Origin of the sequence: Oceanobacillus sp. MO10714A (assembly GCF_037072045.1) — a bacterium.
Classification (GTDB): Bacteria; Bacillota; Bacilli; order Bacillales; family Amphibacillaceae; genus Oceanobacillus; species Oceanobacillus indicireducens.
On sequence record NZ_JAXHDC010000004.1, the window covers coordinates 37,426 to 51,203 of the forward strand.

General features: G+C 41.5%; 13 protein-coding genes. All 13 read right to left on the minus strand.

Features of this window, described 5'->3' with window-relative positions; genetic code table 11:
- Nucleotides 1-185: 185 nt before the first annotated feature.
- Nucleotides 186-1,157: a thioredoxin-disulfide reductase gene (trxB, locus tag SPD53_RS04935; RefSeq protein ID WP_255454353.1), complete on the minus strand. Its 972-nt coding sequence runs from the start codon at nt 1,155-1,157 to the stop codon at nt 186-188.
- Between the two features lie 55 nt (nt 1,158-1,212).
- Nucleotides 1,213-2,208, minus strand: coding sequence for a tetratricopeptide repeat protein (locus SPD53_RS04940; RefSeq protein ID WP_336251802.1), 996 nt, complete (start codon nt 2,206-2,208; stop codon nt 1,213-1,215).
- 73 nt (nt 2,209-2,281) lie between these two features.
- Nucleotides 2,282-2,608 (minus strand): hypothetical protein, encoded by a 327-nt coding sequence (locus SPD53_RS04945; RefSeq protein WP_336251803.1) that lies wholly within the window; start codon nt 2,606-2,608, stop codon nt 2,282-2,284.
- 287 nt (nt 2,609-2,895) lie between these two features.
- A complete protein-coding gene (locus tag SPD53_RS04950) occupies nt 2,896-3,423 on the minus strand; it encodes an acyltransferase (RefSeq protein ID WP_156855728.1) in 528 nt (175 codons plus the stop codon).
- Nucleotides 3,424-3,426: 3 nt separating this feature from the next.
- A complete protein-coding gene (gene ppaX, locus SPD53_RS04955) occupies nt 3,427-4,062 on the minus strand; it encodes a pyrophosphatase PpaX (RefSeq protein WP_156855727.1) in 636 nt (211 codons plus the stop codon).
- 43 nt (nt 4,063-4,105) lie between these two features.
- On the minus strand, nt 4,106-4,930 hold the full coding sequence (gene lgt, locus SPD53_RS04960) for a prolipoprotein diacylglyceryl transferase (RefSeq protein ID WP_442946167.1): 825 nt from the start codon (nt 4,928-4,930) through the stop codon (nt 4,106-4,108).
- 46 nt (nt 4,931-4,976) lie between these two features.
- Nucleotides 4,977-5,912: an HPr(Ser) kinase/phosphatase gene (gene hprK, locus SPD53_RS04965; RefSeq protein WP_198042601.1), complete on the minus strand. Its 936-nt coding sequence runs from the start codon at nt 5,910-5,912 to the stop codon at nt 4,977-4,979.
- Nucleotides 5,913-6,350: 438 nt separating this feature from the next.
- The gene (locus SPD53_RS04970) at nt 6,351-6,692 is read right to left on the minus strand and encodes a phage holin family protein (protein WP_198042603.1); all 342 of its coding nucleotides are present in this window, start codon (nt 6,690-6,692) and stop codon (nt 6,351-6,353) included.
- Nucleotides 6,693-6,694: 2 nt separating this feature from the next.
- Nucleotides 6,695-6,889 carry a PspC domain-containing protein gene (locus SPD53_RS04975; RefSeq protein WP_156855724.1) on the minus strand — a complete coding sequence of 65 codons (195 nt, stop codon included), beginning with the start codon at nt 6,887-6,889 and terminating at the stop codon, nt 6,695-6,697.
- Nucleotides 6,890-6,965: 76 nt separating this feature from the next.
- Nucleotides 6,966-7,643 carry a bacillithiol biosynthesis deacetylase BshB2 gene (gene bshB2, locus SPD53_RS04980; protein WP_336251805.1) on the minus strand — a complete coding sequence of 226 codons (678 nt, stop codon included), beginning with the start codon at nt 7,641-7,643 and terminating at the stop codon, nt 6,966-6,968.
- 48 nt (nt 7,644-7,691) lie between these two features.
- The gene (locus tag SPD53_RS04985; protein WP_156855722.1) at nt 7,692-8,045 is read right to left on the minus strand and encodes a YojF family protein; all 354 of its coding nucleotides are present in this window, start codon (nt 8,043-8,045) and stop codon (nt 7,692-7,694) included.
- An 815-nt stretch (nt 8,046-8,860) separates the two neighbouring features.
- Nucleotides 8,861-11,743 carry an excinuclease ABC subunit UvrA gene (uvrA, locus tag SPD53_RS04990; protein ID WP_156855721.1) on the minus strand — a complete coding sequence of 961 codons (2,883 nt, stop codon included), beginning with the start codon at nt 11,741-11,743 and terminating at the stop codon, nt 8,861-8,863.
- Between the two features lie 8 nt (nt 11,744-11,751).
- Nucleotides 11,752-13,734 carry an excinuclease ABC subunit UvrB gene (gene uvrB, locus SPD53_RS04995; protein ID WP_188858687.1) on the minus strand — a complete coding sequence of 661 codons (1,983 nt, stop codon included), beginning with the start codon at nt 13,732-13,734 and terminating at the stop codon, nt 11,752-11,754.
- Between the last annotated feature and the right edge of the window lie 44 nt (nt 13,735-13,778).

Below are 13,778 nucleotides of genomic sequence, written 5' to 3' on the forward strand. Positions count from 1 at the left end.
GCAACAAATTTTGATGGGGATTCATTTTTTTCGTAAAGTAAAAAAATGCACAGGTGTAGCAACCTGTGCACAAAAACTAATTTATCTATTAAAAGGGGGTCAATTAGTTATAAATAGTGTACCCAATTATTGTTGCATACGGGTTACAGGAGCGTTAAGAAGTAATGACTTTTCATTAACTTTCTTTACGATTGGGTCGTATCAATTACTTCAGGTAAATTTTCCACATAGCTGATTGCCTCTTCAGCAGCGATACTGCCATCTCCAGTTGCTGTCACAATTTGTCGTAATTTTTTGTCGCGAATATCCCCAGCTGCAAATACGCCTGGTATTTTCGTTGCCATATTTTCGTCTGTTGGAATGTAGCCTTCTTCATCTGTAATTCCGAGGGACTGGAATGGCTCACTTAAAGGTTCTGTTCCAATGTAGATAAATACACCATCTGTTTGGAAGTTAGATTTCTCACCTGTATTCCTATTTTCTAACGTAACACTCACTACTTTACCATTTTCTCCATTTATTTCAGTAACGCCAGTATCCCAGATGAATTCAATTTTTTCATTATTGAATGCTCGTTCTTGGAGAATCTTTTGAGCTCGTAATTCATCACGACGGTGAATAATTGTCACTTTACTCGCAAATCGAGTGAGGTACATTCCCTCCTCAACTGCCGAGTCGCCCCCACCGACAACGACGAGATGCCTTTCCTTAAAGAATGCCCCGTCACATACCGCACAGTAGGAAACTCCGCGTCCGGCTAATTCCTCTTCGCCAGGAATACCTAACTTCTTATGCTCTGCACCTGTTGTAATGATTAATGATTTGGTATTATATTCTTTATTGCCTGCAATAACGGTTTTATAGTCTCCGTGGTCAACAACGTCTTTAATATCACCGTATGCATATTCGGCTCCGAATTTCTTCGCATGTTCAAACATTTTATTTGATAAGTCTGGACCAAGGATATGGTCATATCCAGGATAGTTCTCCACATCTTCCGTGTTCGCTACTTGACCTCCTGGAATGCCGCGCTCGATCATCAATGTTTTTAAATTTGCTCGTGATGCGTAGACAGCTGCAGTCATACCAGCAGGACCTGCTCCAGCTATGATCACATCATATAAAATTTCTTCAGACATGTTTATCGCCTCTTTTATAATTGTTCTTATGTTGAGTTTATAATAATCTACGGTTTTCCGTCTATTTATCTGCTCATGACTCCTGCCAGGGTGCTACGTGATCTTGAAGAGCTCGATGCTTCAAGCAGCCATCTTCCCATAAGTCGAAGGCAAGCTCTTTTTTCCCTATATGGTAACAAGTGATGCTGAACCATTTATAAAAAGATAAATGCCCACGTGCCATACCCCGATTAATTCTTGTAAATCGTCGATAAGCTACGTCATAGTTCCCTGTTTTTGCCATCGTCACCGCAAGCTTAATCTGTTGATCCGCATGTAGCGGATAGACATGGATCAATTCATTTATGATTTTCTCATATGCTTCATGCTGCTCTGCTTCATAGTAGAACAGCGCAAGATTAATCATACTATGCAAGGAATTGCCCACTTCTTTAAAAATCTTCATTTCCAGATCAATTGCCTTCTGCTCTTCTCCGGTATAGAACAAGGCTTGCGCATAATCATGTCTCACAACAAGATGATCCGGAAATAAGAGGAGCATCTCATGAATGTGCGGGATTGCTTTCTGCCATTCCTCATTTTCCATCATATAGAAGACTGTCTCCTGATACTTCAGCAAGTCGTCTTCCTCTTCCAATAACCAATCATCCAATTCTTCATCTTCCAGTTCGAATTCGATGAGCTCCATCAGCATCTCCGCTTCTTCACCGAACTCCCCCTCCGGTTCCTTCTCTAAATACGTTTTCGCATATTTCATGGAATCATTGAGAAGCCCAAGATGTGCATAGTTATTCGCAAGTAAATAATAACAATCTACATAATCATTGTTCTGTAATACATGATTTAATAATTGATTTGCCCTGTGATACTTCCCTGTTTCTGTATATACAACGGAAAGCTGGCATTTATATAAAGGATTCGTTGGATCTGAATCGATCGCTTTCGTTAACCACCTTACAGATTGGTCAAATCTCTGCTTCTGGAATGCTTTAACTCCTTTTGAGAAGTAAAATTCCGCCTCCGGAATAAACGGAAGAAACTTATTTGCTTTTTTACGCTGTTTATTCATTAGCCTGCTCCTAAAATTGACATATGTTTTTAGTATAACACATTTCCTTTTATAGGCGAACTTGGAACAGTACCTAAAGGTAGGTAATTGCAACATCCCTATGTTGCCCTACTTTAAGCAAAATTCGTTTTCTCGGAAACAACCAAACAACGGTGGCTGCCATATAGGTTATCACATGTGATGCATTTAATCGATTTAAAATACACCAATCCAGTTCGGCAGATGGGAATGTCACTTGGAGTATAGTTTGTTTTGTTTCATTTATAAGTTCATTTATAAGTTCAACTAATGCCCGGAATTTATTCTTTTTCCAAACAAATCCCAACAAAATCTTATACTTATCTTTTAAAAATAGAGCTTCAGCCTCTAGGGTGAGAAATTTCAGTTTAAATAGGAACATAATCTTTTCCCGAAATTACAATTCTCCAGAAGGATATAAAGGAAATGATCTATGAAAGTTTCCCCTTTACTTTTAGCTTAATGTGCGTACGATTTACATTACTAGAAAAAAAGCTACGTCTGACTGTTTTAATGACTTTTTTGTGAAACTCATCACATTTTATTGTTGTTTCTGTCAGAGGTAATTCCCCCCCTGCACCAAAAAAGCGGCACATATACATGTCCCGCTTTCGCCTAAAGCTAGACTGAACTTTTCAGTCATTCCATTATTTCACGATACGAATATATTTATTCTAGTTGTGTTTTTTCCTGTTTTTTCCGTTCATCCATTTCTTCTTTCGTATATATGATTCGCATCGGGTTTCCACCAACAAATGCGCCTGCTGGAACATTTTTATGGACGAGTGTTCCAGCGGACACCGTAGCACCATCGCCAATCGTAATTCCTGGCAGGATGGTTGAATTCGCACCGATCAGCACTTCATCTCCTATTGCTACTTCCCCAAGACGGTATTCATTAATCAAATATTCATGAGCAAGAATCGTCGTGTTATAACCGATAATACTATTCCTGCCTACTTTGATTTTTTCTGGAAACATAATATCGGGCATGACCATCAAAGCAAATGCGGTCTCCTCCCCAACTTCCATTCTTAAAAAAGTTCGATATAACCAATTTTTCATCGCGAGAAACGGTGTATAGCGGGCAAGTTGGATAATAATAAAGTTTTTAACAACTTTAAGAAACGGGACCGTTTTATAAATCTGCCACAGGGAATTGGAATCTTTCACAGGATATGCTTTCGTCTTACGCATCGGTTACACACCTACTATTTGAAGAAGATCTGCCATATTTTCGAGCATATATGTCGGCTCATATGTAAGTAATCGGTCCCTTCCCTTTTGCGACCAGCTGACAGCCGCGGTCCTTACACCGGCATTGTGGCCTGATTCAATATCATGGGAATTATCTCCAACCATAATTGTAGACTTACTCTCTCCCCCCAGCTCCTCCATCGCTTTAAGAACCGGTTCTGGATGTGGTTTTGCATGTGTCACTTTATCTAACGTAACAATAGAATCAAAAAATCCAGTCAAGCCTGTTTTCTTCAAGCCCATCTCTACACCTTGTCTAATCTTTGTCGTGACGATTCCCATTTTAATATTATTCTTCTTCAATACCTGAAGTGTTTCCAGCACATTCGGAAATGCTGTTACATACTGGTCATGATACAGGTAATTATGGGCCCTGTACGTTGCTACCATCTCATCTGACCGGACTGGATCGATTTTCTTAAATGTCTCCACGAGTGGTGGACCATTAAATTCAATAATTTCCTCATCCGTAAAGTCTAATTTAAAATGTTCAAAAGTATGTTTAAAAGATGCAACAATCAACTGATTCGTATCAATGAGCGTTCCATCCAAATCAAAGAGTATTGTCCGCGTGTCCATGCTTTTAGTTCCTTTCTGGATTTCACATATTTCCTTCTAGAGCTTAACGCTTTTTCTTCTTTTTCTTTCGGTCTTTCTTCGGCTCAGGCATATCAAGATATCTTGTTGTTACCGTTTTACGGCGATAGATGATCAAGATGATCCCTAGCACGATTAATGTCACTGAAACAACTTGTGCAGTCCGCAAACCTTCAACAATATATAAACTATCCGTTCGTAAACCTTCAATAAAGAAGCGTCCAACAGAATAAAATATGAGATAGTTTAAAAATATTAAACCGCGCGTCGGGTTATATTTCCGAAGTAGAAGCAAGAAAATAAATACAAGAATATTCCAGATGGATTCATAAAGGAACGTCGGGTGGTACATGACGCCTCCAATCGTCATCTGATTCATAATAAAATCTGGTAAGTATTGGAGAAAGTTATTATAGGCTGCTTCTGAAACAGGTCCTCCATGGGCTTCCTGGTTCATGAAATTTCCCCAGCGACCAATTGCTTGTCCAAGAATCAAGCTTGGTGCGATAATATCGGCAAGCTTCCAAAATGACAACTTTTTCACTCTCGTATATACGATTGCTGTCAGAACCCCGCCAAGGACCGCGCCATGAATCGCAATTCCACCTTCCCAAATCGCAAACACCTTCCAAAACGGACCGCCAGAATACCGTTCCCATTCAAAGGTAACGTAAAAAATCCGTGCAGTTATAATTGCGATTGGAATGGCATATACGACAAAATCAATAATCGTATCTTTATTCCAACCGAGCCTCTCCGCTTCTCTCATTGCTAAATAAATTCCAAGTAATGCTCCAAAGGCAATAATGACGCCGTACCAATAAACGGTAAAAGGCCCCAATTCAAGCATAACTCGGTTTAATGGCTCTACCGTATAAATCAAAAAAACACCCCCCCTATTCCAACATGTTTTTTTCACTTTGAATGATATCTGTTAACCGCTCGGAAAATTGTTCGGCGGTGTTTATTCCCATGAGTTTGAGCCGGAAGTTCATCGCTGCTACTTCAATAATAACAGCTAAGTTTCTCCCAGGTCGTACCGGTATCGTTGCTTTCGGCAGTTTGACGTCCATAATTTGCAATGTATCTTCATCAAGTCCAAGACGGTCATACTGCTTCGTGTCATCCCAGTTTTCAAGATGAATAGCGACAGAGATACGTTTTTTCGTCCGTACTGCTCCCGCACCAAATAAAGTCATGACATCAATAATCCCTAATCCACGGATTTCCAGCATATGTTCAAGGATTTCAGGTGAGCTGCCAACAAGGCTGTCATAATCTTCTTGGTAAATTTCCACACTGTCGTCCGCAACAAGGCGATGACCACGTTTCACAAGCTCCAGTGCTGTTTCACTCTTTCCAACACCGCTTTGCCCAGTAATCAACACGCCTACACCATAAATATCAACGAGTACACCATGCATTGAAGTAGTCGGCGCGAATTTCCCTTCCAAGTAGTTCGTTAACCGACTTAATACCCGGGTTGTTTTCCGGGGTGAACGCAGAATCGGGACACCCGCTTCATTCGCAACTTCAATCAATATTTCTGGGATATCCATGCCACGTGAAACAACGATTCCTGGTGTGATATCTTCGCAAAGTTTGATTGCCCGGTCGCGTTTTTCTTCATCGGATAGTTCTAGAAAATAAGCCATCTCGGTACGTCCAATTAATTGTAGTCTCTCTTTTGGATAAAAATTAAAATACCCTGTCATTTCTATTCCCGGTCGTGATATATCACTCGTAATGATCTCTCGGTTGATTCCTTGGGCTCCAGCTACTAATGTTAATGTAAAGTTATCAAGCAGATCTTTTGTACAAACCCTCACCATTATCTTCCCTCCATATAAGATGGAAATCTGAACAAGTCGTGAAACTGTATTAACCATCGCTCTAGGAATATACAGTGCTTCCCGTGGACAGCTGACAGCTAAGTGAGCCTTGACACAAGACATGCTAATGCTGGCGTTTCCACAGTACGTATGTAATAGTCTGCCACAGGCTATCTCCTTGAGAGGGCTCACTTAGGCCGTCCGACGAACAGAATGTCTAGTTCCACCGTTGGTTACAGAACGTAAACATACTCTAGTCGCCCCCATAGGAGTCTCCATATAATTGCGAAGTAGGCAAGTAGTTTGTTCAGATTTTATCCATGCTTAAATATAATGTTCCATTCAATATTTTTAATGTTAACTTATAGAAGTTTCACTTTATTGTAGCATAATGCCGCGAAAAATCGTAGGCGGGTGGCCTACGATTTTGATTGACGTTTATTCTTTCACCAAACCACCGAGCACAAGGGTGATGAGCGAGATAATGATGGATGCGATAAAGGCAGTGCCAAAGCCATCGATGACAAAGGAAGATCCCATCAATGCCTGGGTCGCCATTAGTGTGATGGCATTAATGACGAGCAGGAACAATCCCATTGTCAAGATTGTGATTGGTAAGGTCAGGATGATCAGAATCGGCTTCAAGAGCACATTCAATATAGCTAGAATGATACTTGCTAATATCGCTGTACCTATTCCTTCAATATAGAAAGAAGCAAAGATTTCATTCACTATTAATAGAGCGACTGTGTTGAGTGCTAGGGATATCAGAAAGCGCATCATTAGTAAATCTCCATATCTTTAGGGATAATCAGTGCTGCAACTAAATAAATTAATGCAACCGTGGTAAAACTCGGGATGAGCAATATAACGAAGATGACCCGCAATACAGTGGCATCAACGTTTAAGTAATCAGATAAACCTCCAAATACTCCTGCCACATAGCGGTTATCAGATGAACGATAAAGTTTTTTCATAAAATTCCCTCCTAAGCATAACAATACTTACCTGTTATACGGATAAGCACGAAGAAAAGTTTCGCAGGAATTGCATTTAATCATTATACTTCCATATATAAAATTGCTCGGTCGAGAAATTGTTTGCTACTTCTTTTTTAAATTCTTCCTCACTAAAACCTGGTTGCATAAATTGTGATAAAACCCCTGCAGCTTGGGTCTTATGAGCATAAATCGCCTTCAGCTTCGTATCGATTTCCGCACGAACATCATTCTTCACGTCAGGACTTCCGAGCATATCCTCGAAATTCCTACTAATTGCTTGTGCCCATACGACTGGACGCTCACTCTTATCCATCATACGAACCGCTTCAATCGCAGCTGCTCCAAGTGCATTATGATCCGGGTGAACCGCATAATCCGGATAATGCGTGATAACTAGAGACGGTTTTATTTGATCGAGATATTCTTTAAGATGAGTCGCAACCATCGTCAGGTCTTCAAACTCAAGCGTCTTATCCCTAAACCCGAGCATCTTTACTTCCATATCCAAGACCTTCGCAGCTTCCAGTAATTCTTCCCTTCTAATTTGCGGTAATGTTTCCCTGTTCGCGATTGGGGGATTTCCCATATTCCTCCCCATTTCACCTAATGTTCCGCATAAGTATGTCACAGGAACACCTTGTTTTCGGTATTGGCTTATTGTACCCGCTGCACCAAATGATTCGTCATCTGGATGCGGATAAATGACGACAACATGTTTATGTTTTCCCATTTCTATCACCTATTTTCTTATCATTCCGTTTAAAAACAATCTTACACTTTAATTTGTAAATGGCTGTTCACTAATTTGCAGTGCCACCATTAACCTACCTTCCCTATCATGGCCAGCGAGCAATAATTGCCCTTCTTCCGTTACCGTCCAATCCGTTAAGCCTTCAGCATAAACCCAACCGATTTCCAATTTGAGACCTACTCGGTATACACTGTTATTTTCAACGATTTTAGCATTTGTAAATTTCACTTCAGCATTTCGGATGAAAGCTCCAACGTTATACGCTTTTTCATTTATATGACTCGCGTAAGCACCGTTAGTTGTTTCAAGATGGAGATAAACAGATTTGTTTATGTAGTCATCCAAACATGCTTGAACTTTTGATACATTAATAGGTTCCATTCCATTATCCTCCTACATAACTCTAGTTTAAATGTACATAATCTAAAGGTTGACGTCAAAAATTACGGCCTGATAAAGTGAAACTCCATTCAATGGGGCATTCCTTACCCCCACTGAATGATAGTTGAACAGAATCAGGTATTTACGACTGTATATCCCCCACCTACACATGTTGGGCTTCCCTCCTGTTTAGAGGCGGGGTATTACAGACCGTTAATGCGTGATAAATAACAATTAACATTACTTTCATTCAGCGTAAGTGTGTGCAACTTTCATCTGGAGGTTCGCAGTCCAGACACCTCTCGCTTTCCGCAGGCGGCTGGTGAGCCTCCTCTGGCTGGCGCCCTGCGGGGTCTCACCTATGCCTTTCCTCCTGCAGGAGTCTCGAGGTGTCTGGACTGCTCCGAGGGGAAAGCCAAATTTGGAACACTATTTTTCATTTTAGGAATAGAACGCTGATCTTAGGGTGATAGTTTCCATTCATAATAATCATCCCTACCAGTTCAGTTTCCCGGAGGACGGTGACTCCTGCGGGAAAGCGGAGACGATGAGACCCCGCAGGAAGTGCTTTTCTTCCGAGGCAGACTAAGAACGCTCTCGTATGTGGCAACGTCTGCATTAGCACATCCTGTGCGTCGAGGCTCAGCGCGGAGCCCTAGGATGCGCATCCGTCCTCCGGGAAACTGAACGGCGATTAGAGCGCCAAATTAAATGAACAAGCAAAACACTTACGCTGAATGAAAGTGTGTAGTGTTTAGGATATAAAAACACCCCAAAACTGCTGTAAGCTAGGTGTCTGGGGTGTTTGTAATTGATTAATTGCTTAATGTTTCTTTTTCCTTCATTCTTTCATCCATCCGTTTCCGGTCACGTTCCAGGATGGGTTTCAAGTATTTTCCTGTGTAGGATTTATCCGATTTCCGGGCGATGTCCTCAGGTGTTCCAGTCGCAATAACCTTCCCGCCACCTGCTCCACCTTCAGGACCTAAGTCGATAATATGGTCGGCAGTTTTAATGACATCGAGATTATGTTCGATGATTAGTACAGTATCACCATTTTCAACAAGGCGATGAAGCACCGTCAATAATCGTTTAATGTCATCTGTGTGGAGACCTGTTGTCGGTTCGTCCAGAATATACAAGGATTTCCCGTTTGAACGTTTATGGAGTTCACTTGCAAGCTTCACGCGTTGAGCTTCCCCGCCAGATAAAGTCGTTGCAGGTTGACCCAGTCTTATATAACCAAGACCGACGTCATAGATTGTCTCGATTTTACGCTTAATTTTAGGAATTGCGCTGAAGAATTCACGTGCTTCCTCTACCCGCATATCCAAAACATCAGCAATACTTTTACCTTTATATTTCACTTCTAGCGTCTCCCGGTTATAACGCTGTCCATGACAGACCTCGCACGGGACGTAAACATCCGGGAGAAAATGCATTTCAATTTTAATAATCCCGTCACCCTTACATGCTTCGCAACGGCCGCCTTTTACATTAAAGCTGAACCGTCCTTTTTTATAACCACGGATTTTCGCTTCGTTCGTCTGGGCAAATACATCACGGATATCATCGAATACACCCGTATAGGTTGCCGGATTTGAACGCGGGGTTCTACCAATCGGTGACTGATCGATTTCAATGATTTTATCTAGATATTCGATGCCTTTAATTTCTTTATGCTTACCCGGTTTCCGTAAACGAGCACGGTAAAGCTTTGTGGACAAGGCTTTATAGATTATTTCATTTACGAGGGTACTTTTGCCTGACCCTGAAACACCTGTCACTACATTGAATAATCCGATTGGAATTTTCGCGTTTACTTTTTTCAAGTTATTTTCTTCGGCCCCAATGACTTCTATATAACGATCATCCGGTTTCCGCCTTGTTGCCGGTAACGGAATGAATTCTTTACCAGCCAAATATCTGCCAGTTAGGGATTCATCATCATTCATCACATTTTCCGGAGTATCACTTGCGATAATCTTACCGCCATGTTCACCTGCACCTGGACCAATATCGATGAGCCAATCCGCTGCAAGCATTGTATCTTCATCATGCTCAACGACAATTAACGTATTATCAAGGTCACGCATTTTTTTCAATGATTCAATCAACTTATCATTATCACGCTGATGCAAGCCAATAGATGGTTCGTCCAACACATAAAGAACACCTGTTAAAGCGGAACCGATCTGAGTTGCGAGACGGATTCGCTGTGCTTCTCCGCCGGAAAGTGTTCCTGCTGAACGGGAAAGTGTTAAATAATCCAGCCCGACATTATTTAAAAAGCTTAGCCGATTCTCAATTTCTTTAAGGACGAGTTTAGCAATCTGTTGTTCTTTTTCAGAGAGCTTCAGATTTTTAATGAAATCCATTGCGTCCACAACAGAATACTCGGTGATCTTGCTAATATGTTTACCGTCAATGAGAACAGATAACGCTTCTTTTTTCAGGCGGTGTCCTTTACAAGTCTTACAATTGTTTACCGCCATATATTTCTCCAATGTCTCTCTTGTAAAGTCAGATGACGTTTCATGGTATCGGCGGTTGATGTTATTCATCACACCTTCAAAGATAATATCCACGTCACGGACTTTTCCGAAGTCATTTTTGAAATAAAAACGAATTTTCTCTTTGCCGCTCCCATATAAAATGATGTCCATTTGTTTTTTCGGGATATCTTTAACCGGAATATCCATTGGTATACCGTAATGGTCACACACACTCTTTAAAAGCTGAGGGTAGTATTGAGAGCTAATGGGCTTCCAAGGTACAATCGCATGCTCCTCAAGTGTTAAATCCCAGTCAGGGATCACAAGGTCTAGGTCAACTTCAAGTTTCGTACCAAGTCCATCACAAGTTGGACAAGCCCCGAACGGACTATTAAAAGAGAATAGCCTTGGCTCAATTTCTCCAATGGAAAATCCGCAAATCGGACACGAGTGATCCTCACTGAATATGAGTTCTTCCTCACCGATCACATCAACAATTATCCGCCCCTCACCTAACCGGAGCCCCGTTTCAATCGAGTCTGCAAGCCGGCCTTCAATGTCCGGTTTAACGACAATTCGGTCGATGACTACTTCAATCGAATGTTTCTTATTCTTCTCAAGACTAATATCTTCATGGATTTCCCGCATCTCGCCGTCAATTCGCAAGCGAACATAACCTTCTTGACGGAGCTTCTCTAATACCTTGACATGCTCCCCCTTTCTTCCAGAAACAACAGGAGCAAGAATCTGCATTCTCGTCCGTTCTGGATACTCCATCACGCGGTCGACCATCTGTTGAACCGTTTGTGAAGTGATTTCAATGCCGTGAATCGGACATGTTGGATGTCCTACTCGCGCATATAACAATCGTAAATAATCATAAATTTCCGTTACAGTTGCAACGGTTGATCTCGGGTTGTTACTTGTCGTTTTCTGGTCAATTGAAATCGCCGGTGATAAGCCTTCAATCACATCTACATCCGGTTTATTCGTTTGACCTAGAAACATTCTGGCATAGGCGGACAATGACTCAACATAACGTCTTTGTCCTTCTGCATAGATCGTATCAAAGGCGAGAGAGGATTTCCCTGAACCGGATAGACCTGTGACGACGACCAATTTATTTTTCGGTATCGTCACATCTATCCCTTTTAAGTTATGCTCTCTCGCTCCTTGTACTACAATTTGTTTTTTCTCTGGCATGTACATGCTCATCCTTCCGCTTTAAGTTCGAAAACAATATCACGAAGCTCTGCTGCTTTTTCAAAATCAAGCGCTTTTGCTGCTTCCCGCATTTCCTTCTCGAGTTGTTCGATAACTTGCGGGCGATTCTTCTTCGTAACTTGGGCAAAGCTAGTAATTTTCTTCTCTTCTGTTTCTTCGTCTGCTGCTTCAATCGTTGCTTTTATGACATCGCGAATATCTTTTTTGATTGTTTTTGGTGTAATTCCATGTTCTTCATTATAGGCAATCTGGATTTGCCGTCTACGATTTGTTTCATCTATTGCCTTCTGCATCGAATCCGTAATCTTGTCGGCATACATAATAACTTCCCCTTTTTCATTACGGGCAGCACGGCCGATCGTTTGAATAAGGGAACGTTCAGAGCGCAGGAAGCCCTCTTTATCCGCATCCAGAATAACGACAAGCGAAACTTCCGGTATATCTAATCCTTCCCGAAGTAGGTTGATTCCAATCAAAACATCATATTTTCCAACCCGTAAATCGCGAATAACTTCGATTCGTTCGAGGGTTTTAATTTCTGAATGTAAGTAGGCTACTTTTATACCAAGCTCCTTCAAATAGTCGGTCAAATCCTCTGACATTTTCTTCGTTAGTGTTGTGACCAGGACCCGTTCATTCCTTTCGGTCCGTTCATTGATTTCTTCAATCAGGTCATCAATTTGCCCTTCGATAGGACGTACTTCAATTTTCGGATCAAGTAATCCCGTCGGTCGGATAATTTGTTCCGTCATTTCCGGAGTATGCTCCAGTTCATAGGGACCTGGTGTTGCTGACACATAAATGAGCTGGTTCGTCTTCTCTTCGAATTCTTCAAAACGAAGTGGCCGGTTATCAAGTGCGGATGGCAGCCGGAAACCATGATCGACAAGCACTTGCTTTCTTGCCTGGTCTCCATTATACATCCCCCGAATTTGCGGTAATGTAACATGGGACTCATCAATAACGACTAAAAAGTCATCTGGGAAGTAATCAAGCAATGTATACGGGGTCGCTCCAGCCTCTCTTAATGTAAGATGCCGGGAATAGTTCTCGATTCCGGAACAAAAGCCCATCTCACGCATCATCTCAAGATCATAATTCGTCCGCTGTTCAATCCGCTGCGCTTCCAGCAGTTTATTTTCTGAACGTAATACTTTCAAACGTTCTTCCAGCTCTTTTTCGATGTTCTGAATTGCTTTTTTCATAATATCTTCGCGGGTAACGAAGTGAGATGCCGGGAAAATTGCCACGTGTTCCCTATCACCGATAATTTCGCCGGTTAGGGCATCCACCTCACGAATTCGATCGATTTCATCACCAAAAAATTCAATCCGGATACAATGTTCTTCCCTGGATGCAGGGATAATTTCCACCGAATCACCACGAACGCGGAACGTCCCCCGCTGGAATTCGATATCATTTCTTGCATATTGTATATCTACTAGATCCCGTAATAACTGGTCACGGTCCTTCTCCATCCCCATTCGTAAGGAAAGGACTTGACTACCATACTCTTCTGGACTACCGAGACCGTAAATACAGGATACACTGGCAACAATAAGTACATCCTCGCGCTCAAACAGAGCCGAGGTTGCGGAGTGCCGGAGTTTATCTATTTCATCGTTCACACTTGCATCTTTTTCAATGAAAGTGTCTGTTGATGGTACATAAGCTTCTGGCTGATAATAGTCATAATAACTGACAAAATATTCTACTGCGTTATTTGGGAAAAACTCTTTAAACTCACTATATAGTTGACCCGCTAAGGTTTTATTATGAGCAATTACTAATGTCGGACGGTTGATTTCCTTTACCACGTTCGATACGGTAAATGTTTTCCCTGTTCCAGTTGCACCAAGTAGTGTTTGGTGTCTTTGACCTGCCAAAACCTTTTGCACAAGTTCGTCGATTGCTTGTGGCTGATCACCAGCCGGTTCGTAATTCGATACGAGTTCAAACTTATTATTCACGAGTTCTGCCTCCCTAAATATCTAGTAACTATTTTACCACAAAC

Bases quoted from the DNA above. Each gene is read 5' to 3' on its own strand.
- hprK (WP_198042601.1), bottom strand. From the start codon at position 5,912: ATGGTGAGGGTTTGTACAAAAGATCTGCTTGATAACTTTACATTAACA.
- ppaX (WP_156855727.1), bottom strand. From the start codon at position 4,062: ATGGACACGCGGACAATACTCTTTGATTTGGATGGAACGCTCATTGAT.
- uvrA (WP_156855721.1), bottom strand. From the start codon at position 11,743: ATGCCAGAGAAAAAACAAATTGTAGTACAAGGAGCGAGAGAGCATAAC.
- SPD53_RS04985 (WP_156855722.1), bottom strand. From the start codon at position 8,045: ATGGAACCTATTAATGTATCAAAAGTTCAAGCATGTTTGGATGACTAC.
- lgt (WP_442946167.1), bottom strand. From the start codon at position 4,930: ATGCTTGAATTGGGGCCTTTTACCGTTTATTGGTACGGCGTCATTATT.
- SPD53_RS04975 (WP_156855724.1), bottom strand. From the start codon at position 6,889: ATGAAAAAACTTTATCGTTCATCTGATAACCGCTATGTGGCAGGAGTA.
- SPD53_RS04950 (WP_156855728.1), bottom strand. From the start codon at position 3,423: ATGCGTAAGACGAAAGCATATCCTGTGAAAGATTCCAATTCCCTGTGG.
- SPD53_RS04940 (WP_336251802.1), bottom strand. From the start codon at position 2,208: ATGAATAAACAGCGTAAAAAAGCAAATAAGTTTCTTCCGTTTATTCCG.
- SPD53_RS04945 (WP_336251803.1), bottom strand. From the start codon at position 2,608: ATGTTCCTATTTAAACTGAAATTTCTCACCCTAGAGGCTGAAGCTCTA.
- bshB2 (WP_336251805.1), bottom strand. From the start codon at position 7,643: ATGGGAAAACATAAACATGTTGTCGTCATTTATCCGCATCCAGATGAC.
- SPD53_RS04970 (WP_198042603.1), bottom strand. From the start codon at position 6,692: ATGCGCTTTCTGATATCCCTAGCACTCAACACAGTCGCTCTATTAATA.